Source organism: Caulobacter sp. GW821-FHT11E10, from assembly GCF_058808375.1.
In genome coordinates this window covers 113,117-138,837 of the sequence record NZ_JBXARP010000010.1, presented here as the reverse complement: position 1 = coordinate 138,837, position 25,721 = coordinate 113,117, and the positions used below count along the sequence as shown (strand labels likewise).

At 68.7% G+C, this 25,721-nt stretch carries 24 protein-coding genes and 2 pseudogenes; 15 read left to right on the top strand and 11 right to left on the bottom strand.

Annotated features, from left to right (window positions below):
- Window positions 1–78: 78 nt before the first annotated feature.
- Together AC1RRV_RS20805 and AC1RRV_RS20800 are read right to left on the bottom strand one after the other, a co-directional pair.
- Window positions 79–975 (bottom strand): EamA family transporter, encoded by an 897-nt coding sequence (locus AC1RRV_RS20805; protein WP_492861556.1) that lies wholly within the window; start codon window positions 973–975, stop codon window positions 79–81.
- Window positions 976–1,221: 246 nt separating this feature from the next.
- Window positions 1,222–1,827 carry a TetR/AcrR family transcriptional regulator gene (locus tag AC1RRV_RS20800; protein WP_492861555.1) on the bottom strand — a complete coding sequence of 202 codons (606 nt, stop codon included), beginning with the start codon at window positions 1,825–1,827 and terminating at the stop codon, window positions 1,222–1,224.
- Between the two features lie 135 nt (window positions 1,828–1,962).
- Between AC1RRV_RS20800 and AC1RRV_RS20795 the strand changes: the two genes are divergently transcribed.
- Together AC1RRV_RS20795 and AC1RRV_RS20790 are read left to right on the top strand one after the other, a co-directional pair.
- Entirely contained in the window at window positions 1,963–3,348 is a 1,386-nt protein-coding gene (locus AC1RRV_RS20795; protein ID WP_492861554.1) for a carotenoid oxygenase family protein, read from the top strand.
- A gap of 142 nt (window positions 3,349–3,490) precedes the next feature.
- Complete coding sequence (locus AC1RRV_RS20790; RefSeq protein WP_492861553.1) at window positions 3,491–4,546, top strand: DUF2855 family protein; 1,056 nt, start codon at window positions 3,491–3,493, stop codon at window positions 4,544–4,546.
- A gap of 75 nt (window positions 4,547–4,621) precedes the next feature.
- On the opposite strand, the gene AC1RRV_RS20785 is transcribed toward AC1RRV_RS20790, so the two are convergent.
- Window positions 4,622–5,326 carry an ArsR/SmtB family transcription factor gene (locus tag AC1RRV_RS20785; protein ID WP_492861552.1) on the bottom strand — a complete coding sequence of 235 codons (705 nt, stop codon included), beginning with the start codon at window positions 5,324–5,326 and terminating at the stop codon, window positions 4,622–4,624.
- Between the two features lie 85 nt (window positions 5,327–5,411).
- On the opposite strand from AC1RRV_RS20785, the gene AC1RRV_RS20780 reads away from it, so the two are divergent.
- Window positions 5,412–6,767: an MFS transporter gene (locus tag AC1RRV_RS20780; protein WP_492861679.1), complete on the top strand. Its 1,356-nt coding sequence runs from the start codon at window positions 5,412–5,414 to the stop codon at window positions 6,765–6,767.
- On the opposite strand, the gene AC1RRV_RS20775 is transcribed toward AC1RRV_RS20780, so the two are convergent.
- The 3 genes from AC1RRV_RS20775 to secA form a co-directional block, all read right to left on the bottom strand.
- Window positions 6,757–7,197, bottom strand: a complete 441-nt coding sequence (locus AC1RRV_RS20775; RefSeq protein ID WP_492861551.1) for a DUF6265 family protein — start codon at window positions 7,195–7,197, stop codon at window positions 6,757–6,759. The genes AC1RRV_RS20780 and AC1RRV_RS20775 overlap by 11 nt on opposite strands.
- A 75-nt stretch (window positions 7,198–7,272) precedes the next feature.
- Window positions 7,273–8,088 (bottom strand): DUF6597 domain-containing transcriptional factor, encoded by an 816-nt coding sequence (locus AC1RRV_RS20770; RefSeq protein ID WP_492861550.1) that lies wholly within the window; start codon window positions 8,086–8,088, stop codon window positions 7,273–7,275.
- A 78-nt stretch (window positions 8,089–8,166) separates the two neighbouring features.
- Window positions 8,167–10,932, bottom strand: coding sequence for a preprotein translocase subunit SecA (gene secA / locus AC1RRV_RS20765; RefSeq protein ID WP_492861549.1), 2,766 nt, complete (start codon window positions 10,930–10,932; stop codon window positions 8,167–8,169).
- 201 nt (window positions 10,933–11,133) lie between these two features.
- Between secA and AC1RRV_RS20760 the strand changes: the two genes are divergently transcribed.
- The 6 genes and pseudogenes from AC1RRV_RS20760 (at window position 11,134) to AC1RRV_RS20735 (ending at window position 15,777) form a co-directional block, all read left to right on the top strand.
- A complete protein-coding gene (locus AC1RRV_RS20760; RefSeq protein WP_492861548.1) occupies window positions 11,134–12,129 on the top strand; it encodes a peptidylprolyl isomerase in 996 nt (331 codons plus the stop codon).
- Window positions 12,130–12,390: 261 nt separating this feature from the next.
- Complete coding sequence (gene argJ, locus AC1RRV_RS20755) at window positions 12,391–13,602, top strand: bifunctional glutamate N-acetyltransferase/amino-acid acetyltransferase ArgJ (protein ID WP_492861678.1); 1,212 nt, start codon at window positions 12,391–12,393, stop codon at window positions 13,600–13,602.
- Window positions 13,603–13,631: 29 nt separating this feature from the next.
- Window positions 13,632–13,706 (top strand): annotated as a pseudogene (locus tag AC1RRV_RS20750) (hypothetical protein); the annotation flags it as partial.
- A gap of 93 nt (window positions 13,707–13,799) precedes the next feature.
- A complete protein-coding gene (locus AC1RRV_RS20745) occupies window positions 13,800–14,282 on the top strand; it encodes a hypothetical protein (protein ID WP_492861547.1) in 483 nt (160 codons plus the stop codon).
- Window positions 14,283–14,366: 84 nt separating this feature from the next.
- Window positions 14,367–14,891, top strand: coding sequence for a hypothetical protein (locus AC1RRV_RS20740; protein ID WP_492861546.1), 525 nt, complete (start codon window positions 14,367–14,369; stop codon window positions 14,889–14,891).
- 97 nt (window positions 14,892–14,988) lie between these two features.
- Window positions 14,989–15,777, top strand: a complete 789-nt coding sequence (locus tag AC1RRV_RS20735; protein WP_492861545.1) for a transglutaminase-like domain-containing protein — start codon at window positions 14,989–14,991, stop codon at window positions 15,775–15,777.
- Between the two features lie 11 nt (window positions 15,778–15,788).
- Here the strand turns inward: AC1RRV_RS20735 and AC1RRV_RS20730 are convergent, their stop codons facing one another.
- Window positions 15,789–16,223 (bottom strand): DUF6491 family protein, encoded by a 435-nt coding sequence (locus AC1RRV_RS20730; protein WP_492861544.1) that lies wholly within the window; start codon window positions 16,221–16,223, stop codon window positions 15,789–15,791.
- Window positions 16,224–16,348: 125 nt separating this feature from the next.
- On the opposite strand from AC1RRV_RS20730, the gene AC1RRV_RS20725 reads away from it, so the two are divergent.
- Both AC1RRV_RS20725 and AC1RRV_RS20720 read left to right on the top strand, forming a co-directional pair.
- Window positions 16,349–17,128, top strand: coding sequence for an ABC transporter ATP-binding protein (locus tag AC1RRV_RS20725; protein WP_492861677.1), 780 nt, complete (start codon window positions 16,349–16,351; stop codon window positions 17,126–17,128).
- Entirely contained in the window at window positions 17,128–18,690 is a 1,563-nt protein-coding gene (locus tag AC1RRV_RS20720) for a hypothetical protein (protein ID WP_492861543.1), read from the top strand. Before AC1RRV_RS20725 ends, AC1RRV_RS20720 begins: the two co-directional genes overlap by 1 nt.
- A 6-nt stretch (window positions 18,691–18,696) precedes the next feature.
- Here AC1RRV_RS20720 and AC1RRV_RS20715 read toward each other — a convergent pair whose 3' ends face one another.
- Window positions 18,697–20,904: a PAS domain-containing protein gene (locus AC1RRV_RS20715; protein WP_492861542.1), complete on the bottom strand. Its 2,208-nt coding sequence runs from the start codon at window positions 20,902–20,904 to the stop codon at window positions 18,697–18,699.
- A 212-nt stretch (window positions 20,905–21,116) separates the two neighbouring features.
- Window positions 21,117–22,535, bottom strand: a complete 1,419-nt coding sequence (locus tag AC1RRV_RS20710) for a DEAD/DEAH box helicase (RefSeq protein ID WP_492861541.1) — start codon at window positions 22,533–22,535, stop codon at window positions 21,117–21,119.
- Between the two features lie 245 nt (window positions 22,536–22,780).
- On the opposite strand from AC1RRV_RS20710, the pseudogene AC1RRV_RS20705 reads away from it, so the two are divergent.
- Window positions 22,781–22,893: pseudogene (locus AC1RRV_RS20705) on the top strand (hypothetical protein); the annotation flags it as partial.
- 9 nt (window positions 22,894–22,902) lie between these two features.
- Here AC1RRV_RS20705 and AC1RRV_RS20700 read toward each other — a convergent pair.
- Entirely contained in the window at window positions 22,903–23,346 is a 444-nt protein-coding gene (locus AC1RRV_RS20700) for a nuclear transport factor 2 family protein (RefSeq protein WP_492861540.1), read from the bottom strand.
- Window positions 23,347–23,446: 100 nt separating this feature from the next.
- Here AC1RRV_RS20700 and mutT point away from each other — a divergent pair, with 100 nt between their 5' ends.
- Both mutT and AC1RRV_RS20690 read left to right on the top strand, forming a co-directional pair.
- A complete protein-coding gene (gene mutT, locus AC1RRV_RS20695; protein ID WP_492861539.1) occupies window positions 23,447–23,851 on the top strand; it encodes an 8-oxo-dGTP diphosphatase MutT in 405 nt (134 codons plus the stop codon).
- A complete protein-coding gene (locus tag AC1RRV_RS20690) occupies window positions 23,830–24,003 on the top strand; it encodes a Flp family type IVb pilin (RefSeq protein WP_492861538.1) in 174 nt (57 codons plus the stop codon). The genes mutT and AC1RRV_RS20690 overlap by 22 nt, the downstream gene beginning before the upstream one ends.
- A 2-nt stretch (window positions 24,004–24,005) precedes the next feature.
- Here AC1RRV_RS20690 and AC1RRV_RS20685 read toward each other — a convergent pair whose 3' ends face one another.
- Window positions 24,006–24,917, bottom strand: a complete 912-nt coding sequence (locus AC1RRV_RS20685; RefSeq protein WP_492861537.1) for a methyltransferase domain-containing protein — start codon at window positions 24,915–24,917, stop codon at window positions 24,006–24,008.
- Between AC1RRV_RS20685 and AC1RRV_RS20680 the strand changes: the two genes are divergently transcribed.
- The gene (locus tag AC1RRV_RS20680; RefSeq protein WP_492861536.1) at window positions 24,916–25,713 is read left to right on the top strand and encodes a ComF family protein; all 798 of its coding nucleotides are present in this window, start codon (window positions 24,916–24,918) and stop codon (window positions 25,711–25,713) included. The two genes, AC1RRV_RS20685 and AC1RRV_RS20680, sit on opposite strands and share 2 nt — an antisense overlap.
- Window positions 25,714–25,721: the final 8 nt, after the last annotated feature.

The window sequence follows — 25,721 nt, the reverse complement described above, 5'->3', positions numbered from 1 at the left end:
CTCTAAAGCTCGTCATCCCGACCGCAGCGAAGCGGATAGCCTCTGCGAGGCTTCCGGGATGACGCGAAAATATTGGCCTTAGGCGGGAGCGAGGAACCGCGCCCGCACCTTCGGCCACAGCATGTTCACCGCCAGGCCCGTCAGCACCAGGGCCGCGGCGATCAGCTTCCAGGCCGGCAGACCTTCGCCCAGCAGCAGGGCCGAGGCACCCATGCCGAACACCGGGACCAGCAGTGCCATCGGGGTCACGGTCGCGGCCGGGTGGCGGGCCAGCAGCCAGCCCCAGGCGGCGTAGCCGAACATGGTGTTGCCTATCGCCTGCCAGGCGACAGCGGCCCAGGTCAGGGCGTCGGCGCTGGTCACGCCCTTGACGATGGCCGGCCAGCCTTCCAGCCACAGCGACATGAGAAACAGCGGCGGGATCGAGAACAGACTGGCCCAGACGACATAGCCCAGCATGTTCACCGGCCCAGCCTGGCGCGCGACGATGTTGCCGCCCGACCAGCTGAGCGCCGCCAGCAGGATCAGCAGCACGCCCAGCGGAGTCGCCGCGCCGCCACCATGGGCGGCGATCAGCACGATGCCCGAGGCCGCTAAAAGCAGGGCCGCGATCTGGAAGCCCTGGACCCGCTCCTTGCTGATCCACATGGCCATGCCGATGGTGAAGAACACCTGGGTCTGTACGACCAGCGAGGCCAGGCCCGGCGAGATGTGGCCCTTCATGGCCACGAACAGCAGGCCGAACTGCCCCGCCCCGATCAGCACGCCGTAGGCCGCCAGATTGGCCCACGACACCGCCGGCTTCTTCACGAAGAAGGCCATCGGCAGCAGCACCATGCAGAAGCGCAGGGTGGCGAACAGCAGCGGCGGCAGGTGGTCCAGGCCGACGCGGATGACCACGAAATTGGTGCCCCACACCGCCACCACGGCCAGGGCCAGCAGGAAGTGGCGCAAGGGCAGGGGGGCGTTGGTCATGAGCGTTCCGATCGCGAGCTCGACTGGTCTCGGGGACTTGGGGTTTCAGGCCGGGGCTCGCAACGAAAACATTGTCTCGGTGACAATGCGGCGCCTGGCTCAATCAGCCACGCAATTTCCCTCGTCATCCCGGCCGCAGCGAAGCGGAGAGCCTGGACCCAGGGGCAACGTCACAGCGCTTGGCCCCTGGGTCCCGGATAGCCTCTGCGAGGCTTCCGGGATGACGCGTATCTTTGGATCTATTGCCTAGAGCGCGGCGATTCCCAGGCCCTGGACCAGGGTCGTGAACACCAGCGCCCGCAGCTTGGCCGGGTCGATCGAGGGCGCCAGCTTGCCGGTGATCTGCAGCATCAGCATGCCGTGCAGCACCGACCAGAACATATGGCCGATCAGCTCGGCGTCGCCTTCGATCAGGCCAGCCTCGATCAGCGCCTCGACGTGGACCGTCATGGTGCGGCGGGCGCGGACGATGGCGGCCTGCAATTCGGGATAGTCGCCCTCGGTCGGCTGATTGAGGTCGAACATCAGGCGATAGGCCTGCGGCTCCGCCAGGGCGAAGGCGATATAGGCCTGGCCCGCCTGGCGCGAGCGGCGCAGCGGGTCCATCGGCTCGGCCATCGCCGTTTCGAGCTTGGCCGCGAACCGGGCGAAGGCCGCCGCGCGCACGGCCGCCAGGATGGCGTCCTTGTCCTTGAAGTAGCGATAGGGAGTCATCGGGCTGACGCCGAGGGCCTGGGCCAGCTCGCGCATGGTCACCGCTTCGATGCCGCGCTCGGCGAACAGACCTTCGGCGGCGACGCACAGGCGGCGACGGAACTCTTCGACGTCTTCGGACGACAGGACGCGCGGCACAAAAGAATCCCGATTGACTCGACCATTCGCTTACAACATAAATTTACACTGTAAACAACAAGCGCGTTCCCCCAAAGTGTGAGTGGTTTGGCGATCGGAACGCGCGTCATCGAAAAGTCGAATGGGAGACCGGTCATGGACGGCGATGTGCGGATCAATCCGTTTCTCAGCGGCAATTTCGCGCCGGTGCGCAGCGAGGACGACTTCGATCTGCCGGTCACCGGGACCTTGCCGCCGGGCCTGAAGGGCACGCTCTACCGCAACGGCCCCAACCCGCAGTTCGACCCGCGCGACGCCAACTATCACTGGTTCGTCGGCGACGGCATGCTGCACGCCTTTACCGTCGCGGACGGCGAGGTGCGCTACCGCAACCGCTGGGTCCGCACCAACAAGTGGGAGCTGGAGAACACCGCCGGCCAAGCCTTGTTCGGCAGCTGGGGCAACCCGATGACCTCCGATCCCTCGGTGCTGGGCGTGGTCAGCGACGGCGTGGCCAACACCAACATCATCCAGCATGGCGGCCATCTGCTGGCGCTGGAGGAGGCCCACGCCCCGTTCGAGATGAGCGGTCCGGACCTCGACACGCTCGGCGCCTACGATCTGGGCGGCAAGGTCACCGCCCATCCCAAGACCTGCGCGATCACCGGCGAGCTGGTGTTCTTCGCCTATGCCGACGACCCGATGCCGCTGTCGAACAAGATCAGCTGGGGCCTCGCCGACAAGGACGGCAAGCTGCTCAAGCGCGAAACCTTCGACGCGCCCTATTGCTCGATGATCCACGACTGCATCGTCACCGAGCACTACATCGTCATTCCCGTCTTGCCCCTGACCGGCAGCCTGCAACGGGCGATGGGCGGCAAGCCGGTCTTCGCGTGGGAGCCGGAGCTGAGTGGCCACCTGGCGGTGATCCCGCGCGCCGAGGGCGTCGCCGGCCTGCGCTGGATCGAGATACCGGCCTGCTACATCTTCCACGTGATGAACGCCTTCGAGCAGGACGGGGCGGTCGTCGCCGACGTCATGCGCTATGCGTCCGCGCCGTTGTTCTCCAAGGCCGACGGGACCAAGGGCGAGAACGCTGCCGCCTATCTGACGCGCTGGACGATCGATCTCGAGGCCGGCGCCGTGACCGAGGTCCCGCTCGACGACACCGCCGGCGAGTTCCCGCGCTTCGACGAGCGCTTCGCCAGCATGCCCTATCGCCACGGCTGGTTCGTCGGTCAAAGCCTTAAGCCCGGCGACTTCCGCTCCAACATCGTCGCCCACGTCGATCTCGTGGACGGGACGCGCAGGACCTGGACCGTGCCGCCGGGCGATGCGATCGGCGAAGCTGTCTTCACCCACGCCGGCCCCGATGCGGCCGAGGGCGAAGGGTGGCTGACGGCGGTGATCTACCGCCAGGCCGAGGACGTGTCGGAGTTCGTGGTGTTCGACGCGCAGAAGGTCGAGCAAGGCCCGATCGCCGGCGCCAGGGTTCCGCGCCGGGTGCCGTTCGGGTTCCACGGGCAGTGGGTGGCGGCGTAGGCCTTCCCACCCAACCATCCTCGTCATCCCGGCTCTCCGCTGCGCTACGGCCGGGATGACGAGAGCTTATAATTCAAACAAATGTTTGACTTCGGGCTCGCTCGGCAGCCTACTTCCCCGCAATCGAGCCGGAGACATCGCCATGCCCTGGGACTTCCTCGTCGCCCGCGACGACCTGCGCCGCACGGAATTCCGCGACGCCGCGCCGTCGCCGCCGAACGACGGCGAGGTTCGTCTGGCCATCGAGAGCTTCGCCCTGACCGCCAACAACATCACCTATGCCGTGTTCGGCGAGATGATGCGCTACTGGGATTTCTTCCCGGGACCGGACGGCTTCGGGCGCGTGCCGGTCTGGGGTCACGCCCACGTCGAGGCCAGCGCCCATCCCGATATCGCGATCGGCCAGCGGTTCTATGGCTATTGGCCGATGTCGACGCACCTGACCGTGCAGGCCAAGCCGAGTCGGAGTGGTTTCGTTGATGTCGCGCCGCATCGCCAGCATCTGGCGGTGGTCTACAACCAGTACCTGGCGGTCGGCGCCGATGACGGGCTGGAGGCGCACCGGGCGCTGCTGCAGCCGCTGTTCATCACCGCCTTCCTGATCGACGACCAGTTCGACGAGAACGGCTTCTACGGCGCGGCGAGCGCGATCCTCTCCAGCGCCTCGTCCAAGACCGCCATCGCCCTGGCGGCCCAGCTGAAGGCGCGCGGCGCGTTGAAGGTGATCGGCCTGACCTCGCCCCGCAACAAGGCCTTCGTCGAGGGACTGGGGTTCTACGACCAGGTGATCCTCTACGACGACCTGGCCACGGCGCCGATCGAGGGGCCGGCGGCGTTCGTCGACTTCGCGGGCGACGCGGCGGTGCTGGGCGCGGTGCACCACCGGTTCGGCGACGAGCTCAAGGCCTCGATCCTGGTCGGCGGCACGCACTGGGAAGCGCCGCGAGGTGGGGGCGAACTCCCTGGGCCGAAGCCGGTCTTCTTCTTCGCGCCGGACCGGCGCGCCAAGCGCCTGCGGGACTGGGCGCCGGGTGAATTCGAGCAGCGCTATGGCGCGGCTTGGGACGCCTTCGTGGCCGACGCGCCAAGGTGGCTGAAGGTCGAGGAAGGGCAGGGGCAGGCGGCCATGCAGGCGGCCTACCTGGCGCAGGTTGGCGGTGGGACGCCGGCGGATGTGGGCGTGGTGCTGAGTCCCTGATCAACAAAATCCGTGTCATCCCGGATAGCCTCTGCGCTGCGGCCGGGATGACACGTTGTTGTTTGCGGAGCGAACCTACGCCGCCACCCTGCCTTCGTCTTCTAGCGTGACCCCCAGCCGCTCCCGCAGCGCCGTGGCGCCGTCGGTCGTCAGCCGCACCGCCCGGCCCTTGGCCTCCAGCGCCAGCCAGCCTTTGCCGGTCATGGCCTCCAGCAGTTTCACGCCCAGTGGGCCGGCCAGGTGATGCCGCCGCTCGGTCCAGTCCAGGCATTGGCGCGCGACGCCGCGCGGCGAGCGCAGGGCGGCGACCTCGACACCCAGCTCCTCGAACCAGGCGCGCCCTTCCGGCGTGACCTCATAGAGCTTGTCGTCCGCCGGCCGGAGCAGGTCGCGGTCGACCAGCGCCTCGCACACCCGAACCCCCAAACGCCCCGCCAGGTGCCCATAGCAACAGCGCGCGTCGCGTAGGGCGCGGGCCTTGGGCGAGCGCGGAACCTCTAGCGACCGCACCGGCGTCGCCAGCACCGACAGGGCCTCGATGGCGTGGGCGACCTCGGCCGAGGCCAGGCGGTAGTAGCGATGCCGTCCCTCGCGCTCGACGGCCAGCAGGCCGCCGTCGACCAGCTTGGCCAGGTGGTTGCTGGCCGCCTGGGCCGTGACCCCGGCCGCCCAGGCCAGGGCGCTGGCGGGCTGGGCGCGGCCGTCCTGCAGGGCCTGCAGCATGGCCGCGCGGGTCGGGTCGCCGATCAGGGCGGCGGGGGTGGCGATGTTGGCGTCCATGCTCCACATCCTAGTCCAGGCGCGGACGGAATGGTTCATCGGCGCGTGTAGCATCGCGACGGCGGATCGGGGCAAGTCCAACAGCATGAGCACCGCATCTCCCGCTTCACGCCTGCCCCTGATCACCGCCGCCGCCAGCTTCGGTTTCTTTGTCACCCAGCTGGACGTGACCATCGTCAATGTCGCCCTCGACGCGATCGGCAAGGCCTTCGACGCCCCGACCGCCCAGCTGCAATGGGTGGTGGACGCCTACATCCTCGCCCTGGCGGCGATGCTGCTGTCGGCGGGAGCGATCGGCGACCGCGTGGGACCGCGCCGGGCCTTCGTGGCGGGCCTGGTGCTGTTCGGCCTAACGTCCGCCGCCTGCGGCTTCGCGGGAAGCCCGCTGGTCCTGATCCTGGCGCGGGCGGCGCAGGGCGCGGCGGGCGCGCTGCTGATCCCGCCGTCTCTGGCCCTGATCGCCCACGCCGCCCATGGAGATGACCGCAAGCGCGCCTCGGCGGTCGGCTGGTGGACCGCCGCCGGCGGGGTGTCGATCGCCGCCGGACCGATTCTGGGCGGCCTGCTGGTCGAGACCCTGGGCTGGCGCTGGGTGTTCTTCGTCAACCTGCCCGTCTGCGCGCTGGGCGTGCTGTTGACCCTGCTGGTGGTTCCCCCGACCCAGGCCAAGCCCAAGGTCCCGTTCGACATCCCCGGCCAGGCGCTGGCCGTCGCCGCCGTCACCCTGGTCGTTGGCGGGCTGATCGAGGGCGGGCATCGCAGCTGGAGCGCCGGGACGCTGGCCGCCCTGGTCGCGGGCCTGATGCTGGCGGTCGCCTTCGTGCTGTTCGAGCGCCGGACCCCGCATCCGGCCATGCCGCTGGACGCCTTCAAGCGCCGCCCGGCGTGGACGGCGGTGGTGGTCGGCTCGGCGCTGAACTTCGCCTACTACGGCGTGATCTTCGTGCTCGGCCTCTACATGCTGCGGGTGCTGCACTGGACGCCGGCCAAGGCGGGGATCGCCTTCCTGCCGCTGACGGCGACCTTCATCGTCTCGAACCTGCTGAGCGGCGGCCTGGTGGCGCGGTTCGGGGCCAGGACCGTGACGGTGACCGGCGTGCTGATCGCCGCCAGTGGCTATGCCCTGACGGCGCGGCTGGGCGCGGGCAGCCAGATGGCCGAGATGCTGCCCGGCTTCGCCATGATCCCCGGCGGCATGGGCCTGGCCGTTCCGGCCCTGACCAGCGGCCTCCTGGCCAGCGTTGACCGCCACGACGCCGGCGCGGCCTCCGGGGCTTTGAACGCCTGCCGTCAGGCGGCTGGGGCGGCCGGGGTGGCGATCTGCGGCGCGGTGGCGGGGATGGACGTGGTGACGGGTCTGCGGGTGTCAGGGAGCGGCGTGGCGGCGCTGTTGCTGGCGGCGGCGGTGGTTGTGCTCATGCCCGTACGGGCTAAGGGTTAGGGCAGACCGCCTTGGCCGCCGGCAGGAAGCGCCAGCTGGGGCCCTTGCCGGTCTCGTCGCTGATCTGGGCGACCAGGGCCTCGCCGTCGCGGCGATAGGTGATGCGCTTGGGGAAGTCGTGCTTGAGGTTCTCGAACACGACCTCGCCGGTTCCGGCAGACTTCATCGGGAAGGTCACGGCCGGGCCGCCGCCGGGACTGGCCAGATAGGCCCAGCCGTCCGGGGTGTTGGCCACGCGCAGGTGCTCGAAGCTCGCGCCCTTGGCGGTGCGGGTCAGATTGACGCCGGCCATCAGGCCGTTGGCCGGGCCTAGCCAGTGCTCCTCGACCACGGTCTTGCCGGCGCACATCCGCCAGTCTCCGGCCATCCACGAGAGGTCTGGCGCGGGCGTGGCGGTCGAGAGCAGGGCGATAGAGAGGACGGCGATCATCGGGGTCTCCTTGAGGACCCGGAAAGCCTAGTCGCAGGCTGGACAGCCGCGCTTGTAGGTTTGCGACAGCTCGGCTCAGGCCGTGGCGATGCTGAGCGCCAGGCCCTCGTCGCCCGACAGGAAGGCGGCGGGCGAGATGCCGACGAAACGGCGGAACTCGCGGCTCATCTGGGCCTGGTCGAAATAGCCCGCCGCCAATGACGCCTCGGCCAGGTCCTCGGCGCCCTCGCGCAGAGCGGCGGTGATCCGGCGCACGCGCATCACCCCGCGCAACAGCCGAGGCGAGATCCCGACCAGGTCCAGGAACTGGCGCTGCAATTGCCGGAGCGGCAGGCCTGACGCTTGCGCCAGTTGGTCGGCCTCGACCCGGCCGTCCTCGCGCGCCAGGAGCTGGACCGCCCGGGAGACGGCGGCCTGGGCGGGCGGAACGGGCGCGGCGGCCAGGACCTTGGCGACATAGGCCTCGACCGCCGCCAGCGGGTCGTCGGCTCCCGCGACCTGGGCCAATAGCTCGGAGGCGGCTTCGGCGCCGTGGAGGTCGGCCAGGGCGATACGGCGGTCGGTCAGTTCGTGCATGGCGCGACCCACGAAGCCGCGCGCGCCAGCGGGGTGAAAGCGCACCGCCACCAGCCGCCCGGCCCCTTGCGACCGCAGGTGCAGCGGCCGGGTCAGCTGGCCGGCGAACAGCGGCGTGGGCTGGGTGGTCCAGGTCTGGCCGGGGCCGAGCTCGGCGTGCGGCGCGCCCAGATGGACGATCAGTTCGGGACAGCCGTCGGGGACGATGCGCTGGACCTCCTCGGGTCCGTCCTCGCGGTCGTAGCGCCAGAGGCAGGCCACCGCGTCCGCCAGTTCGGGCCGGGGCGCGCGCTCGACATAGGGCGAGTGGCTCATCGATCTCCTCGATACGAAAACGCCCGCTTCGGAGGGACCGGAGCGGGCGCATCGGATGTCAGCGGTCCAGGGACGATCCTAGACCAGCGAGCCGTGGCACTGCTTGAACTTCTTGCCCGAACCGCAGGGGCAGGGGCCGTTGCGGCTGGTGCGTTCCCAGTCTTCCGGCAGGGCCGAGACCGGCAGGGCCTCGCGCTGCTGCGGCGACAGGCCGTCCGGGATGGCGCCGGCGACGGCGGCGTTCTCGCCGGTCAGCGGATCCAGGTGTACCTCGACCAGGCCTTCCGGCGCCTGCGGCATTTCCGGCTCGGCATAGGCGATCTCGACCGTCATCAGCCAGCGGGTGGTGTTGGTGCGCAGATCGCCCAGCAGCTTCTCGAACAGCGAGAAGGCTTCGGTCTTGTATTCGTTCAGCGGATCACGCTGGCCGTAGCCGCGCAGGCCGATGACGTTGCGCAGGTGGTCCAGGTGCATCAGGTGCTCGCGCCACTGCAGATCGATCATTTGCAGCAGGAAGTTCTTCTCGACCGAACGCATCTGGTCGGGCGTGATGATCTCTTCGCGCTGGGCTGCGTACTCGTCGCCGGCCTTGGTGATGCGGTCCTTGATCTCTTCGTCGGCGATGCCTTCCTCGGCGGCCCACGTCTCGATCGGCAGGTCCAGGCCCAGGATCGACTGGACACGTTCCTTCAGGCCCTCGATGTCCCACTGCTCGGCATAGGCCTTGGGCGGCAGGTGGCGCGCGACGAGGTCGTCGATCGTGTCGTGGCGCATCTCGGCGATGATTTCCGAGAGGTCGCTGGACTCCATGAACTCCTGGCGCTGCTCGAACACGGCCTTGCGCTGGTCGTTGACGACGTCGTCGTACTTCAGGAGGTTCTTGCGGATCTCGTAGTTGCGCTGCTCGACGCGCTTCTGGGCCGTGGCGATGGCGTTGTTCAGCCACTTGTGGGTGATCGCCTCGCCTTCCTGGACGCCGAAGGTGCGCATGATCGCGTCCAGGCGTTCGCCGGCGAAGATGCGCAGCAGATCGTCCTCGCACGACAGGAAGAACTTCGAACGGCCCGGGTCGCCCTGACGGCCCGTACGGCCGCGCAGCTGGTTGTCGATGCGGCGGCTTTCGTGGCGCTCGGTGCCCAGCACGAACAGGCCGCCGGCGGCGAGGGCCTTCTCCTTGGCGTCGGCGATCTCGGTCTCAAGGCGCTTGCGTTCGGCGACCTCGTCCTCGTGCGAGATCTCCAGGCCCATGCCGCGCTGCTGCTGGCGCCAGTTGAACAGGCGCATGTCGATGCTGCCGCCCAGCTGGATGTCGGTGCCGCGGCCGGCCATGTTGGTGGCGATGGTGACCGCGCCCGGGACGCCGGCGTCGGCCACGATCACGGCTTCCTGCTCGTGGAAGCGGGCGTTCAGCACCTGGTGCGGGATGCCCTTCTGCTTCTTGCCGTTGTTCTCGAAGGCGAAGCTGGCCAGCAGCTTGGACAGCTCTTCCGACTTCTCGATCGAGACCGTGCCGACCAGGATCGGCTGGCCGCGCACGTGGCAGTCGGCGATCTGCTTGAGGATGGCCTCGTTCTTCTCGCGCTCGGTGCGATAGACCTCATCGTCGTCGTCGATGCGCAGCACGGGCCGGTTGGTCGGGATCTCCGAGACGCTCATCTTGTAGATGTCGTCGAATTCCTGGGCCTCGGTCGAAGCCGTGCCGGTCATGCCCGACAGCTTGGAGTAGAGGCGGAAATAGTTCTGGATCGTCACCGAGGCCAGGGTCTGGTTCTCGGGTTGGATGTCGGCGCCTTCCTTGGCCTCGATGGCCTGGTGCAGGCCTTCCGAGAGGCGGCGGCCGGTCATCATGCGGCCCGTGAACTCATCGATCAGGACCACTTCGTCGCCCTTGACGATGTAGTCCTTGTCGCGCGTGTACAGCACGTTGGCGCGCAGGGCCTGGTTGACGTGGTGCACCACCGAGACGTTGGCCGCGTCGTAGAGGCCGGCGGAGTCCTCGGCCAGGTGGCCGCCCTCCATCAGAATCTCTTCGATCCGCTCCTGACCTTCCTCGGTCAGAATGACCTGACGCTGCTTCTCGTCGTGGTCGTACATCGTCTTGTCGAGGATCAACTGCTTAATCAGCACGTCGATCGTCTTGTAGAAGCTGCTGCGGTCCTCGGTCGGGCCCGAGATGATCAGCGGCGTGCGGGCCTCGTCGATCAGGATCGAGTCCACTTCGTCGACGATCGCGAAGTTGTGGCCGCGCTGGACCATCTCCTCGACGCTGTAGACGAGGTTGTCGCGCAGGTAGTCGAAGCCGAATTCGTTGTTGGTGCCGTAGGTGATGTCGCTGCGGTACGCGCGCTGACGCTCGCCCTGGCTCAGGCCGTTGACGATGACCCCGTAGCTGAGGCCCAGGAAGGTATAGACCTGACCCATCCAATCGGCGTCGCGGCGGGCGAGGTAGTCGTTGACCGTGATGACGTGGACGCCCTTGCCTTCCAGGGCGTTCAGATAGGTGGGCAGGGTGGCGACCAGGGTCTTGCCTTCACCCGTGCGCATTTCCGAGATGCCCGAGAAGTGCAGCACCATGCCGCCGACCATCTGGACGTCGAAGTGCCGCATGCCCAGCACGCGCTTGGAGGCCTCGCGCACGACGGCGAAGGCTTCGTTCAGGATGTCGTCGAGGCTTTCGCCCTTCTCCAGCCGCGCCTTGAACTCGGCCGTCTTGCCCTTCAGGGCCTCGTCGGAGAGGGCGGCGTATTCGGTCTCGTAGGCGTTGATCTTCGCAACACGCGCGGTCAGGGTTTTGACCTTGCGTTCGTTGGAAGAGCCGAAGAGCTTTTTGGCGAGACCAAGCATGCAGGGGGAATCCGAAGCGTTCTATATTGTGAGACCGGCGCAAAGGCTTTGGCGGCCTTGACTACGGTGTTTTTCGGGGCGCGCGGATCGACGGAAAAACCGCTCGACTTGCGTGCGCGCGAGACTTAAGCACCGGTCAAAGACCTGTCAACGCGATGGGTTTTTCTAAATCCCCTAGGTTTCACAGAACGAGTAGCGCGCATGGCGGGTTCGCAGGGCCGGGCATCGGGTGGGCAAGGCGGTTTCTTCTCCCTCGGCGGCGTCGGTCTGGCGATCGCGGTAGCGCTTCTGCTGGCGGCGTGCGGCCAGAATAAGGTCGCCGACAAGCCGCCCGAACCGGGCGATACGGCCGTGGCGCGGGTCAACGGCCAGGTGATCTGGGCCTCGGACGTCAAACGCGAAGCGGTGGCCCAGGGTCTCATCAGCGAAGGCGAGCCGCTGGATATTTCCAGCGAAGTGTTCCGCCAGCGCCTTGACGAGGTCATCGACCAGAAGCTGCTGGCCGCCGAGGCCGGCAAGCGCAAGCTCGACAAGGATCCCGTCGCCCAGCGCCGTCTGGCCGCCGCGCGCGAACGCATCCTGGGCGACATGCTGGTGGAGGGCGTGGTCGAGAAGGCCGTGACCGAGGACGCCATCCGCAAGCTCTATGCCGAACAGCAGAAGCTGGCCAAGCGCTCGGAAGAGATCCGCGCCCGCCAGATCGTGGTCGGCACCCAGGCCGAGGCCGAGAGCGTCAAGAAGCTGCTGGCCTCCGGCGCCTCGTTCGACGCCCTGGCCATGGAGCGCTCGACCGACCAGGCCACCCGCTTCAACGGCGGCGACATGGGCGACTACTTCACCCTGGACGTGATGCCCGAGCCCTATGGCGTGGCCCTGAAGGACGCCCAGAAAGGCGCCCTGGTCGGTCCGTTCGCGGCCGAGGGCGGCTGGGTCCTCGTCCGGGTCGAGGATCGCCGCACCGAGGAACCGATCACGCTGGAGGCGGCTCGTCCGCAGATCGTGCGCTTCCTGACCTATGACCAGGTGCGCGACATTCTCGAGAAGCTGCGCGGTTCGGCCAAGGTCGAGATGCTGGTCAGCAAGGCCCAGGATGTCCCGGGCGCCGCCGCCCAGGAGCCGGCCTCCGCCCCGCCGGAAGCCCCGGCCAGCGCGCCGGCCTCGGCTCCGCCGCCTCCCGCCCAACCCGCCAAGAAGTAAGAAGCGGCCGCCATGACCAAGACTCCTCAGGGGACCGGCCAAGGAACCGGCAAGGCCTCGGGCAAGAAAATCGCCGCGAAGGCGCCGGAAAGCGCGCCCAATCCGGTCGAGCGCGCCGGCGCCGCCATCGAGCGCGCCCTGGTCGACCCCTTGAACTCGGCCCTGAAGCGCGCCGGCCTGCGCCGCGCCGAGAAGTCGGCCGGCGAAACCGCGCCTCCCGCCGGCGCGGGCAAGCCCGGCCTGGCGATCTCGCCGATGGCCGTGCCGTTCCCGGTCATCCCACCGATCGCCGGCGTCGAGATCGCCACCGGTCGCGCCGGCTTCTACAAGCACGAGCGCGAAGACCTGCTGCTGATGCGCTTCGCCGAAGGCACCTCGGCGGCGGGCGTCTTCACCCGCCACGGCGTCGGTTCGGCTCCGGTGGACTGGTGCAAGCGCCACCTGGCCGCCAGCGGCGGGGCGGACGTCCGGGCCCTGGTGGTCAACGCCGGCTGCGCCAACAGCTTCACCGGCAAGCCGGGCGCCGACGCGGTGCGCCGCGTGGCCACCGCCGTGGGCAAGCGCCTGGATTGCCGCCAGCGCGACGTGATGATGGCCTCGACCGGCGTCATCGGCGTCATCCTGGACGACAGCAAGATCACCGCCCGCCTCCCCGAGGTCGAGGCCCGCCTGAAGGCCGACGCCTGGGCGGAAGCCGGCCGGGCGATCATGACCACCGACACCTTCCCCAAGGGATCTTACGCCACGGCCTTGATCGACGGCGTGGAAGTGAAGATCGCGGGCATCGCCAAGGGCTCGGGCATGATCGCGCCCGACATGGCCACCATGCTGGCCTTCGTGGCCACCGACGCGGCCATCGCCCCGGCGGCGCTGCAGACCCTGGTCAGCCTCTACACCCGCACGACCTTCAACTGCGTGACGGTGGACGGCGACCGGTCGACCAACGACACCCTGCTGCTGTTCGCCACCGGCCAGTCGGGCGCGCCCAAGATCCACCGCGCCGGCGACAAGCGCTTGGCCGACTTCCGCGACAAGCTGGAGCACGTGCTGCTGGACCTGGCCTTGCAGCTGGTCAAGGACGGCGAGGGGGCGACCAAGTTCGTCAAGATCACCGTCAACGGCGCCGAAAGCCCGGCTTCGGCCCGCAAGATCGCCCGCACCATCGCCGAGAGTCCGCTGGTCAAGACCGCCTTCGCCGGCGAGGACGCCAACTGGGGCCGCATCGTCATGGCCGTCGGCCGCGCCGACGAGCCGGTCGCGCGCGAGAAGATCAGCGTCAAGTTCGGCGAGCTCTACGCCGCCCGCGACGGCCTGATCTCGCCCGACTACGACGAGGCCAAGATGAGCGCCTACGTCAGGAACCAGGAGTTCGAAGTCAGCGTCGACGTCGGCGTCGGCAAGGGCTCGGCCACCGTCTGGACCTGCGACCTCACCAAACAGTACGTGGCCATCAACGGGGATTATCGGAGCTAGGGCTCCTATAGTTCGAAACCCATTTCCCTTGTCATCCCGGCCGAAGCGTAGCGTAGAGCCGGGACCCAGGGGCAACCGCAATGCGCCGGCCCCTGGGTCCCGGATAGCCTCTGCGAGGCTTCCGGGATGACACGGGGATTGGGACTTCTACTGGTGTGGAAGTCTTCCGGCGCTTCATCGAATAGGTAGCCTTCCCCATGTCCGACCTCACCCCCGACCAGGAAGCCGCGCTTCTGAACGACCTGACCGCCGCCTGCCAGAGCGCCGGCTATCTCGTCGAGCCGATCGACCGTGGGCTGGAAGTGTCCGGCGCCGACGAGGACGACGGCGCCTTCTATCTGCTGCTCGACCACGGCTGGCTGCAGGCGCGCTGCCTGGTGCTGGACCCCGAGGACCTGGGCGAGGCCCGCGACCTGACGGCGCTGTTCGAGACCGTGGCCCGCGCGCAGTTCCGCCTGATCGGCTGCCGTTTCGGCTACGACGCCGAGACCGGCCTGTGGCTGGTCGAGGACCTCTATCCGGGCTTCGACTCCGCGCGCGTTCCGGCCGTTCTGGAGCAGCTAAGCTTCATCTGGGAGGCGCTGGAGGACCTGTTCCTGGCCGCCCTGGAAGGGACCGTGCCCAGCGACGAGGCCTTCGACGCGGCCTTCGATCTGGAAGCCGCGACGCCGCCGAACTAGGCTGGACGAATCCCTTGTGAAACAAGGGGGAACCGGTCGGTGAGGCCACCGTTCCTGACCGGTGTTCACTTGGAGGGGTTAGCGATGTCTCGGAAGCTTTGCGTATTGGTCGGCGCGCTGTTGCTGTCCGCCGTCGCCCCCTCCGTCCACGCCCAGGTCAAGCCGCCGGCCACGCCCGACGAGCCGGGCGGGCGCTGGGGCGAGGCCAAGAAGAAGGCCACCGAGATCGGCAGCCAGCCGGTCCGCGACGTCGGCATCTCCAAGCGCGAGATCCCGGTGATCCTGGAGAAGGCCTTCAACGACCCTTACAGTCTGAAGGGGCTGAAGGCCTGCACGGCGATCGCGGGCGAGGTGAGGGATCTGAACGCCGTGCTCGGCCCCGACTATGTCGTCGGCAACGAATATACGGAAAACCGCAGGGGCAAGCTGGCCGAGGCGGGCGGCAAGGCGATCATCAACAGCATCATCCCGTTCCGCGGCCTGGTCCGCGAGGTCTCGGGCGCGGCCCCGGCCGATCGCCACATGAACGCCGTGGTCGACGCGGGCCTGGCCCGTCGCGGCTTCCTGCGCGGCGTGCATCTGAAACAGGGCTGCAAGACGAAGTTCTAAAGGCGACGGGCGCGGAACCGCCGCGCATCTGGTAGGGTTTTCACGAGGTCCTGCGCGCCGTCGCGCGGGGCCTTCAGCCCTCCAGAGAAAGACGCCGATGAACCTAGAGATCGGCAGCCGCCTGCACTACGACGTGCGCGCGCCCACGACCTTTGTCCTGGCGATCCAGGTCGCCGACGGCGCCGGCCAGACGCTGCGCAGCGAGCGCATCGGGCTGCCCGACGGCATTGAGGCCGACTTCTTCGTCGACGCGTTCGCGGGCAATCGCTTCGTCCGTTTCCTGGCCCAGCCGGGGCGGCTGGAGATCGAGTACGAGGCCAAGGTCCGCCGCGACCAGGGCGTAGACCATCGGCGGCGGATCGGCGGCTCGGTGGTCAAGGACCTTCCGTCGAACGTGATGCCCTACCTGAATCCGAGCCGCTATTGCCAGTCCGACCGGCTGACAGCCTTCGCCATCAAGACCTTCGGCGACGGGCCGCACGGCCTGGAGCAGGCCCAGGCGATCGCCGACTGGATCCGGGACAACATCGCCTATGTCGCCGGATCGACCCACGGCTCGTCCTCGGCCGTGGACACCCTGATCGATCGGGAAGGCGTCTGCCGGGACTTCGCCCATCTGGGCGTGGCGCTGGCGCGAGCGCTGGACATGCCGGCCCGCTTCGTCGCCTGCTATGCGCTGGACCTGACGCCGCCCGACTTCCACGCGGTGTTCGAGGTCTTCCTCGACGGGGCTTGGCGGATGTTCGACGCCACCGGCCATGCGGCGATCGGGGGCATCGTGCCGATCGCCTTCGGGCGTGACGCCGGAGAGGTCCCGTTCGTCGCCACGTTCGGCGACGCCCGGTTCGAAGGCATGTCTATCCGGGTCGAGCGCGGGGCCGTTTAGCGCCCAGGAGCCTAGCGCTTGGTCGAGGTCGCCAGCGCCGAGACCTCGCGCGCATTCAGTTGACGCACGTTGGCGATCGGGCAGTGCCGGGCGCCGTCCGCCGTCCGCGCGATCATCTCGGCATTGTCGCCGGAGCAGACCAGGTCGCTGCCGTCATTGGCTCGCACGCTGAGCTTCTGGGCCGCGTTCAGGCCCTCGCAACCGTCCGCCATCTGCAGGCGGTAGATGCCGCCCGTCGGGGCCTGGACGTAGAGGGTCTTGTCGCCCGCGCGGTTCGCGCCGGCGATGAACCGGCCGTCGAAGCAGCGCTTGGCGCTGTCGCGGGGCAGATCGTTGGAATAGGCCCGCAGCTGGGCCGCGTGGTCGAAGACCTGGCCGTTCTGGGCCACGGCGGGCGCGGCGCCGAGCGCCAGGACAGCGCCGAGGGCGAAAAGAGCGTTCTTCATGGTCTTCCTCGCGGCTGGGTCTGGGCGGCAGACCGGCGACAACCTCTACGATAAGGAGCGCACGGAGCGGGTCGGATGGCAAGTCCGAGGAATAGGACACCCGCCCGCTTGCCTCTGTCGCCGCAATCGCGTTCACATCGCCGCGTAACAGTGTTTCGGGGGCGGGTTTGACGGAAGCCTTGATCGTTCGCGGCTTGAACAAGACGTTCGCCAAGCCCGCGGTGTCCGACCTCGACCTGACGGTCCACGCGGGCGAACTCTATGCGCTGCTGGGGCCCAACGGAGCCGGCAAGACCACCACCCTGCGGATGGTCGCGGGCCTGACCCAGCCGGACAAGGGCGAGATCGAGATCTTCGGCGTCGACGCCCGCAAGGATCCGGCGGCGGCCAAGGCCGTGCTGGCCTGGGCGCCGGACGAGGCGATGATCTACGACAAGCTCACGCCCCTGGAATATCTGGAGTTCGTCGCGGGTCTCTGGAACATCGAGCCCAAGGCCGCCAAGGCCAAGGCCGAGGAACTGCTGGCCACCCTGGGCCTGGCGTCCGAGGCGCGCCGCCGGTGCGAGGGCTTCTCGCGCGGCATGAAGCAGAAGGTCGCCCTGGCCGGGGCCCTGATCCACGATCCCAAGCTGCTGATCCTCGACGAGCCGCTGACCGGCCTCGACGCCGCCGCCGCGCGCCTGGTCAAGGACATGCTGCAGGCCCGCGTCGACGCGGGCGGCACGGTGATCCTGACCACTCATATCCTGGAAGTGGCCGAGCGCATGGCCGACCGGATCGGCATCATCGCCGGCGGCCGGCTGCTGGCCGAGGGCACGCTGGAGGACCTGCGCGGCAAGGCCGGCGAGGCGGGAGGCGGCACTCTGGAAGACGTCTTCCTGCAGCTGACGGCCGAGACGGCCTGATGAGCCTGCCGTTCAAGCCCGCGAGCACGCCCTGGCTGCTCGCCCACGAACTGCGCCTGACCTGGCGCGGTATCAAGGCCGGCCGCAAGGCCTCGGGTCCCGGCGCCGTGATCGTCTTCGCGATCCTGGGCTTCATGATCCTGGTCGGCGGTGTGTTCCTGGGGCTGGGCGCGCGAGGTCACGCGGTGCCGGTGGGGCCGCTGTCGATCATGATCGCCGACCTGGCTCTGGCCGTGATCCTGACCCTGATGCTGTCGACCACCCTGGCGGCCTCGGCCGACGCGCTCTACGAGCGCGGGGACCTGGATCTGCTGTTCTCCTCGCCGTTGTCGCCGCGCCGGGTGCTGTTCGTCCGGGCGCTGGGCCTGGCGGTGCAGGCCGGGCTCTGGTTCCTGATCCCGGCGGTGCTTCTGCTGACCCCGTCGATCGTTTTGGGTCATCCGAGCTGGCTGGGCGCGTTCGTCGTGCTGATCGCGGCCGCTCTCGGGGCCTCTGGTGTCGGGCTGCTGGTGGCCATGGCCCTGTTCGCCCTGATCGGTCCGCGCCGCACGCGGACCGTGGCCCAGGTGCTGGCGGCCCTGATCGGCGCGGCCTTCTTCCTGGCCAGCCAATACCGCAACCTGATGGGGGAGCGGTCCAGCGACAGTTTCTTCGCCCGTATCGCCACAGACGCCAGGGATGGCCGCATCAAGCTGCCGCCGTTCGCCGACCTGCCGCTGCGCGCCGCGCTGGGCGAGCCGCTTCCGCTGCTGGTTCTCGTGGCGATCGGGGCCGGGATCTTCCTGCTGGCCGCCCAGACCCTGGGCCGTCGCTTCGCCGACGCGGCCGCCGCCACCCAGGGGGCGGAAACCCGCAAGGGCGCCACGGGGCCGACCCGCGACTTCGCCGCCGGGGCTTTCCGGGCCACCGTCCGCAAGGAGTTGCGGCTGATGGGGCGCGACGCCGCTCTGCTGTCGCAGGTGCTGCTGCGGGTGCTCTACATGCTGCCCCTGGCCTTCGCCCTGGCGCGCGCGGCCTCGCACCAACCCGCCTGGGCCCTGGCCGGCGGCGCGGCCGGCGTGGCGTTCCTGGCCGGTCAGGTCGCCGGGAGCCTCGCCTGGATCACGCTGTCAGCCGAGGATACGCCCGATCTCCTGGCCGTGTCGCCGACGCCGATGGCGGTCCTGCGCCGCGCCAAGCTGGCGGCGGCCCTCATGCCGGTCGCCCTGCTGCTGCTGGTCCCGGTCGCGGCCCTGGCCTGGTTCCAGCCGCTAGCCGGGCTGTGGACCGCGATCGGCGCGGGGCTGACGGCCTGGTCGGCGGGTCTGATCAATGTCTGGCACCAGAAGCCGGGCAAGCGCGCCGACTTCCGTCGTCGGCGCGGCGGCTCGGTGCTGGCGGCGCTGGTCGAGCTGTTCATCGCCTTCCTGATCGCCGGCGCGACGGCCCTGGCGGTGGCGGGAATGCTGGTCTGGGCGCTGATCCCGCTGATCGTGGCCGGCGCGCTGATGATGGCCATGCGGCGCACCGACGAGCAGATCGCCGCGACCTTGCGGGCGGCGGCCGTGGGCGCCTCGAACTAGAGCGCCTCAGGCGTCCAGCAACGCCCGGATCCGACAGACAACGCCGTCCGGCTGGAAGTCGATCGTGGCCGAGCCCGACAGCTCCGCCGCCAGGCCGCGCTCGATCAGGCGCGAGCCGAAGCCGCGGCTGGTGGGCGGCGCGACGAGGGGGCCGCCATACTCGGTCCAGGTCAGGTCCAGTCGCTCGGCGCCGGGCTCTGGCGCGAGGTCCCAGGCGATGCGGATCCGGCCTTCCGGCGTCGACAGGGCGCCGTACTTGACCGCGTTGGTGGCCAGCTCGTGCAGGGCCATTGACAGCGACAGCGCCGTCTTGGGCGACAGGCGGATCGCCGGGCCGCTCAGCTCGAACCGACCGGCGCCGCCATGCGGCTCAGCCACACGGGCGGTGACGTCGTGCAACTCGGCCCCCTCCCAGTTCTCGCGGGTCAGCAGGTCGTGGGCCTCGGCCAGGGCGACGATGCGGCTGGAGAAGGCCTCCTGGGCCTGGTCCAGGGAACGTTGGCTGTTGAAGCTCTGGGCGGCGATGGCCTGGATGGTGGCCAGGCTGTTCTTGACCCGGTGGTTCAACTCGTTGACCAGCAGGCGCAGGTGCAGCTCGGCGCGCTTGCGGTCGGTGACATTGACCACGGCGCCGACGAACCGGTGTGGCTTGCCGTCGTCGCCGAAGGTTACCTTGCCCTTCACGCTCAGCCAGCGCTCGATGTGGTCGTCGCGGCCGATGCCTCGGAATTCGACCGAATAGTCCGCGCGGATCGTCGGATCCATCGCCTGCTGCATGGCGTCGCGGACCTTGGCCTGGTCGCTGGGGTGCACGCGGGCATGGAAGATCTCGGCGCTGACCGGCTCCCCCGGCGTGACGCCGAACATGTGGTAGCAGCGGTCCGACCAGACCAGATCGCCGGTGTCGATGTTGAGGTCCCAGGTGCCGACGTCGGCCGCGTCTATGGCCAGGCGCAGGGTCTCTTCCTGCCGTAGCAGGTGGTCGACGGCCTCGCGGCGCTCGGTGACGTCGGACACCACGCCGACGAAACGGGTGCAGCGGTCGCCTTCGAAGAAGGCGCGCCCGAAGGTCTCGATCCAGCGCAGGGCGCCGTCGCCGCCGCGACGGATCCGGTATTCCATATTGATCGTGGCCGGTCCGTCGGGATCGGTGGCGGCGGCGACGGCGGCTTTCACGAGGTCCCGGTCGTCGGGATGCAACAGCTCGAGGAAGGCCTCCGAGTCAGGCGGCGATTCCGAAGTCACGCCGAAGATGGCGCGGGCGCGGTCGTCCCAATAGCGCAAGCCCTGATCGGGGTTGTGGTCCCAGCGGCCCAGACCCGCGGCCTGGGCCGCTATGTCCAGGTCGGCGCGGGCGGTGGCCAGTTCGGCCTCGACCTGCTTGCGCTCGGTGATGTCGACGATCACGCCGGTATTGCGCGCCGGCTTGCCATCGTCGTCCAGATAGGCCCGGCCGCGCGTATAGACCCAACGCACCGAACCGTCGGCCTGGACCAGGCGGTACTCCCCGGAGAAGTGGCCGCCCTCGAAGGCGGCCTTCAGGGCGCTGTCCCGGACGCGGTCGCGGTCGTCGGGATGGACGGCCGGGGTGTAGCTCTGGGCCGGCAGGCCGGCCTCGGCGTATTCGGGCGAGACGTTGTGCAGTTCGGCGTAGCGGGCGTCGGCATAGACCTTGTTGGCCCGGATATCCCACTCCCAGGCCCCGACCACGCCGGCCACCTGGCGCGCCATCTCGTAGCGCTCCTTGGTGGTGCGCAGGTCGCGGGCGGCGCGGATGGCGTCGGTGATCTCGACCACCGTGGTCAGGACGCCGCCGACGCCGTTGGCCGCGGTCTTGTCCGGCACCGGGCTGTAGCTGACCGTGAAGTAGCCAAGTTCCTGAACGCCGTGCCGGGTCACCTTCAGGGGCAGCTTGTCAAAGGCGAAACCGCCGCTCTCGCCCGACAGGATGTCCTCGTGCACCTTGCCCAGCGAGGCCTGGAGTTCGGGAGGCGTGTCCTTGAACTGCCTTCCCAGCGCCTCCGGATGCTGCTGGTGCAGCGCGGGCGCGTAGGCGTCGTTGTAGATCAGGACCAGCTCGGGGCCCCAACGCACGGCCATCGGGAAATTGGTGGCCAGGATCATGTCCACGACCAGACGCAGGCTAGGGGACCAGGCCTCCAGAGGCCCGACAGGCGTCTTCGACCAGTCAAATAGAGCGACGCGCTGGGCCATCTCGCCCCCGGCGATTCTGGTCAGCGCAGGCGTGGCCCGAGGTTTTCCCTCGCCCATTCGCTTGGTCCCCCATCCGGTCTCGCGACCGGCCCTGGTTAAGGTGAACCCATAGCGGAGCTGGTTTCAAGCGTCGCTGTAACGAATGGACGCACAAAGGTATCCGGAGGCGTCATTTGACCCCTCCGGATACAACCATTTGTTTTATTTAGGCATTAGTCGATGGGCGACCAGCGCTTCTCGGGCGGAGCCGCCGGACGCTTGGGACCGCGAAACTCGTTCCGGGGAGACGAGGCCGATTTGCCCTGACCCTGACCCGGGCCGCGACCCTGACCGCTCTTTTGTCCGCCCTCGGAACGTCCGCCGCCGCCGCCATTGCGGTTGCGGGCGCGCTTGCGGCGCAGTTCGGACGGCACGTCGTTGCGCGGATCGGCGCGGCGCGGGTCGACGTACTTCTCCGGCGGAGCCAGCTTGTCGGCGACGGCGGCCGCAGCGGCCAGCTGCTTGTCGTTGCGGCGATCGAAGGTCGGGATCACCTGGCGGGTGGCCTTCTGGATGTCCTTCAGCAGGCTGCGTTCGTCATCGGCGCAGAAGCTGATGGCGATGCCGTCCTTGCCCTTGCGGGCGGTACGGCCGATCCGGTGGACATAGGCCTCCGGCACGTTCGGCAGCTCGTAGTTGATGACGTGGCTGACGTCGTTGACGTCGATGCCGCGCGCGGCGATGTCGGTGGCGACCATGGCCCGCATCTCGCCGGCCTTGAAGGCGGCGAGGGCGCGCTCGCGCTGGCCCTGGGTTTTGTCGCCGTGGATCGAGGCGGCCTCGATGCCGGCGGCGTTCAGATATTTGGCCACGCGGTCGGCGCCGCGCTTGGTGCGCGTGAAGACGATCGTGCGGCTGAAGGTCGGGTCAGCGAACAGCTCGGCCAGCAGCGGACGCTTGCGTTGCGCCTCGATGTACAGCACGCGCTGGTCGATGCGCTCGACCGTGGTGGCTTGCGGGGCGACCGAGACCTGGACCGGGTCCTTCAGCAGCTCGCCGGCCAGCTTGCCGATCTCGCTGGGCATGGTGGCCGAGAAGAACAGGTTCTGGCGGTTCTTGGACATCTGGCTGGCGATCTTGCGGATCGGCACCACGAAGCCCAGGTCCAGCATCTGGTCGGCTTCGTCGAGGACGAAGATCTCGACGCCCGAGACGCTGGCCGACTTCTCGGCCATGTGGTCCATCAGACGGCCGGGGGTGGCGACCAGCACGTCGACGCCGGCGGCCAGGGCCTTCATCTGCGGGCCGTACTTCACGCCGCCATAGACGGTGTGGACGGTCAGGCCCATGTGGACGGCGTAAGCCTTGAAGTTATCGGCGATCTGGGTGGCCAGTTCGCGGGTCGGCGACAGCACCAGGCAGCGGAAGCCGCGGCGCGGGGCCGGCATGCGGTTCTCGGCCAGGCGTTGCAGGATCGGGAGAGCGAAGGCGGCGGTCTTGCCGGTGCCCGTCTGGGCAATGCCCAGCAGGTCCTTGCCCTGCAGGACGACCGGGATGGCCTGGGCCTGGATCGGCGTCGGCTCCTTGTAGCCCTTCTCGGCAAGGGCCTTCAGCAGCGGCTTGGCCAGGCCAAGGTCAGCAAATTGAGTCAAGTGATTCAGTCTTTCATGCGCCGAGGCAGAGCGCATGCGTCCTCGCACGGCTGGCCCCTCGGCTAGTCGGTCGGGGAGCGCCCCGCGTGCACGGGCGATCTGATGAGAATCTCTTCAGGGCGCTCAACAGGCTGGTCCGGAAACGGACCGTCACGCGGCTGGAGCACCGATAGCGCCGATGAGGCGCGAGGCTCATATCCTATGTTGCGGTGCAAAAGTCAAGGAAGGGGATGTCGCGGCTAAATCCTCCCCGACGGGGGAGGTGGCTGAAGGCCGGAGGGGGGAAGTATTGCCGAGCCTGCTTCTTCCCCCGCCGTCGTCTCTTCGAGTCGACACCTCCCCCGCGAGGGGGAGGATTTCGCATCCGCTAAGGCTTGGCCTTCGGGGCCACGTCGAAGATCTTGTGTACGATTTTCCAGCCCTGCGGCGTCTTCAGCAGCTGCATGTAGTCGGTGAGGACGGCGTTGGGGTAGTCGAGCACGATCTTGGCGCTGGCGGCCGTGCCGGTGATCGAGATCGACTCGATCCAGCGCTTGCGCTGAGCCTCGTCGGCCGCGGGCTTGCCGCTGGCCCCGGCGATGTATTCGTCGTCCGAGCGCGTGGCGACCGCACCCTCGCGGATCCACATCAGACGGGCGTCGTCGTGGAAGGCCTGGCGGTGCTCCTTGCCATCGCCGGTGGCGTGGCCGGCCAGATAGTGCTCCAGGGCGGCGCGGACGGCGGGCTCCTCGGGGTTCGAGGCTTGGGCGAACGCTGGGGCGGCGGCGAGCAGGGCCGCGCCGGCGGCCAGGGTGGCGAACGTCTTGTGCATGGTGTCCCTCCCAGGTGGTTTTGGAAGGTTACAGGCGTAATTGCGGCGGAGGTGGGGCGATCCTCTTGCCAGCTCCGCCGCCTCGCGCCAAACCCGGCTCATGACCAAGCCGATCGTCCTCGTCGCCGCCGCCGCCCTGATCGATGTCGATGGGCGGGTGCTGATCTGCCAGCGGCCCCAGGGCAAGCAGTTGGCGGGCCTGTGGGAGTTTCCGGGCGGTAAGGTAGAGCTTGGCGAGACCCCTGAAGAGTGTCTGATCCGCGAACTGCAAGAAGAACTCGGAATCAAGGTCACCGAAGCCTGTCTCGCGCCGTTCGTTTTCGCGTCCCACGGTTACGAGTCTTTTCACCTCCTGATGCCACTCTACTTGTTGCGTCGGTGGGAAGGCCAAGTGACGCGTAAGGAGCACGAGGCGCTGGCATGGGTAAAACCGGACAAGCTCACGGACTATCCGATGCCCCCCGCGGACGAACCGCTGGTGGCGTGGCTGCGCGACGTACTCTGAAACGCTTCTGGTCCGACGAGTCCGGCGCCACCGCCGTCGAGGTGGGCGTGCTGGTGGTGCTGATCAGCATCGCCCTGATCGGCGCTCTGAGCGTGCTGGGCGACGGTATCAAGACCGCCTTCAACAAGACCTCCACCGCCATCGGCACCTAAGCCTAGCCGGCCTTGTCTCCGGCCGGCAGTTCCTGAGTTCCCAGCGCATCCGCCAGCCGCATCTTGGCCGAGCCCGGCCGAAGCGGCTTCTGCTGGCTGTCATGCGGCGCCCAGCCGGTGACCGAGACGATCTCGAAGGTCGCGGGCACGCGGCCGTCCGCCTCGGCGAAGCGCTCGACATACAGTTCCATCGCCCGCAGGAGCACCTTGCGGCCCAGCGGCTTGCGCGACCGATCCAGCAGCACGCTGGTCTCGCCCATGCGGCGCAGGTCGTGCAGCAGCGCGATCGGATGGGCGTAGCGGACCTTCACGCGATCGACGTCGGCGACCGGAAGCGCGAAGCCCGCGCGCTGCAGCAGGCCCGCGGCGTCAATGGCGTCGGCGAACGGCGAGACCCGCATCGACGCGCCGTCCGACAGCTCGGCTTCGGCGGCCAGCAGGCATTGGCGCAACTCGGTCAGGGTGGCGCCGCCGAAGATCGCGCCGAGAAACAGGCCGTCCGGCCGCAGCGCGCGGCGGATCTGGATCAGGGCGCCGACCAGGTCATTGGTCCAGTGAAGCGACAGGGTCGAGACGACCAGGTCCAGGGTCGCGTCGCCGAACGGCAGGCGTTCTTCGTCGGCGACGACGCGCAACGTGTCCCGCCCGGCCAGCATCCGGCCGGAGAGGTCGGCCTCGATCAGGGTGTCGATGTTCTGGCGGGCGTCGCTTTCGCTCAAGGCCTTGAAAAAATGGCCATTTCTCGCGCCGAGGTCGACGGCGGCCGGAAAGCGTCGCAGGATCGTCTCCAGCCGCATGACCACGTCCTGGGCCGTCCGGGCCTTCAGGAAGTCGGCCGACGCATAGTCGGGCGCGGCGCGGTCCAGGCGCTGACGATGCAGGGCGCGGTCGAAGAGAAGCGGGGAAGCGGTCATGCGCGCGGAACATGGCGATTTCGAACCGACATGGAAAGTCGCCCCGCGCCTGATCGCGCCGCTTTGGCGGGATTGGGGGCGCGGGCTCCTCGATCTGCTGTTGCCGCCGTCCAGCCTGGACGGGGAGGCGGCGCTGAGCGGCGGCCTGGCCGCACCGGCCTTCGCCAAGCTCACCTTTCTGGATGACCCGGTCTGCGACGGCTGTGGCCTGGCGATGTCCTATGCCGGCGCTGCTCTGGAGCGCTGTCCCGTCTGTCAGGCCAAGCCCAGGGCCTTCGCCCGGGCCCGCGCGGCCTGTGTCTATGACGAGCATTCCCGCGATCTGGTGTTGAAGCTGAAGCACGCCGACCGCCCGGAACTGGCCCAGCTTTTCGCGCGCTGGCTGTCGCGGGCGGCCGGCGACCTGCTGGACGAGGCCGACGCCATCGTGCCCGTGCCGGTCCACCGCGCGCGTCTGTTCAGCCGTCGCTACAACCAGGCCGCCGAGATCGCTCGACCGCTGGCCCGCATGGCGGGGCTGGCCTACCTGCCCGACGCCCTGGTCCGTAAGCGCGACACCGCCAGCCAGGGCGGCAAGTCCGCCTCGGGCCGCAAGCGCAACGTGGCCTCGGCGTTCGCCGTCCCCGAAACGAGGCGCAAACAGGTTGCCGGTCGACGGATCGTCCTCGTTGATGACGTGTTGACTACAGGAGCCACCGCCGAGGGTTGCGCCCGGGCGCTGCTGGCCGCCGGAGCGGCGTGCGTGACGCTATCTGTCGTCGCACGCGTTACAGAAATGCAGGCGCGTCCTATATGAGGACGTAC

Excerpts from the sequence above, each read along its gene's own strand:
- AC1RRV_RS20805 (WP_492861556.1), bottom strand. The coding sequence starts at position 975 with ATGACCAACGCCCCCCTGCCCTTGCGCCACTTCCTGCTGGCCCTGGCC.
- AC1RRV_RS20795 (WP_492861554.1), top strand. The coding sequence starts at position 1,963 with ATGGACGGCGATGTGCGGATCAATCCGTTTCTCAGCGGCAATTTCGCG.
- AC1RRV_RS20790 (WP_492861553.1), top strand. The coding sequence starts at position 3,491 with ATGCCCTGGGACTTCCTCGTCGCCCGCGACGACCTGCGCCGCACGGAA.
- AC1RRV_RS20785 (WP_492861552.1), bottom strand. The coding sequence starts at position 5,326 with ATGGACGCCAACATCGCCACCCCCGCCGCCCTGATCGGCGACCCGACC.
- AC1RRV_RS20780 (WP_492861679.1), top strand. The coding sequence starts at position 5,412 with ATGAGCACCGCATCTCCCGCTTCACGCCTGCCCCTGATCACCGCCGCC.
- AC1RRV_RS20775 (WP_492861551.1), bottom strand. The coding sequence starts at position 7,197 with ATGATCGCCGTCCTCTCTATCGCCCTGCTCTCGACCGCCACGCCCGCG.
- AC1RRV_RS20770 (WP_492861550.1), bottom strand. The coding sequence starts at position 8,088 with ATGAGCCACTCGCCCTATGTCGAGCGCGCGCCCCGGCCCGAACTGGCG.
- secA (WP_492861549.1), bottom strand. The coding sequence starts at position 10,932 with ATGCTTGGTCTCGCCAAAAAGCTCTTCGGCTCTTCCAACGAACGCAAG.
- AC1RRV_RS20760 (WP_492861548.1), top strand. The coding sequence starts at position 11,134 with ATGGCGGGTTCGCAGGGCCGGGCATCGGGTGGGCAAGGCGGTTTCTTC.
- AC1RRV_RS20745 (WP_492861547.1), top strand. The coding sequence starts at position 13,800 with ATGTCCGACCTCACCCCCGACCAGGAAGCCGCGCTTCTGAACGACCTG.
- AC1RRV_RS20740 (WP_492861546.1), top strand. The coding sequence starts at position 14,367 with ATGTCTCGGAAGCTTTGCGTATTGGTCGGCGCGCTGTTGCTGTCCGCC.
- AC1RRV_RS20735 (WP_492861545.1), top strand. The coding sequence starts at position 14,989 with ATGAACCTAGAGATCGGCAGCCGCCTGCACTACGACGTGCGCGCGCCC.
- AC1RRV_RS20730 (WP_492861544.1), bottom strand. The coding sequence starts at position 16,223 with ATGAAGAACGCTCTTTTCGCCCTCGGCGCTGTCCTGGCGCTCGGCGCC.
- AC1RRV_RS20720 (WP_492861543.1), top strand. The coding sequence starts at position 17,128 with ATGAGCCTGCCGTTCAAGCCCGCGAGCACGCCCTGGCTGCTCGCCCAC.
- AC1RRV_RS20715 (WP_492861542.1), bottom strand. The coding sequence starts at position 20,904 with ATGGCCCAGCGCGTCGCTCTATTTGACTGGTCGAAGACGCCTGTCGGG.
- AC1RRV_RS20700 (WP_492861540.1), bottom strand. The coding sequence starts at position 23,346 with ATGCACAAGACGTTCGCCACCCTGGCCGCCGGCGCGGCCCTGCTCGCC.
- mutT (WP_492861539.1), top strand. The coding sequence starts at position 23,447 with ATGACCAAGCCGATCGTCCTCGTCGCCGCCGCCGCCCTGATCGATGTC.
- AC1RRV_RS20680 (WP_492861536.1), top strand. The coding sequence starts at position 24,916 with ATGCGCGCGGAACATGGCGATTTCGAACCGACATGGAAAGTCGCCCCG.
- AC1RRV_RS20685 (WP_492861537.1), bottom strand. The coding sequence starts at position 24,917 with ATGACCGCTTCCCCGCTTCTCTTCGACCGCGCCCTGCATCGTCAGCGC.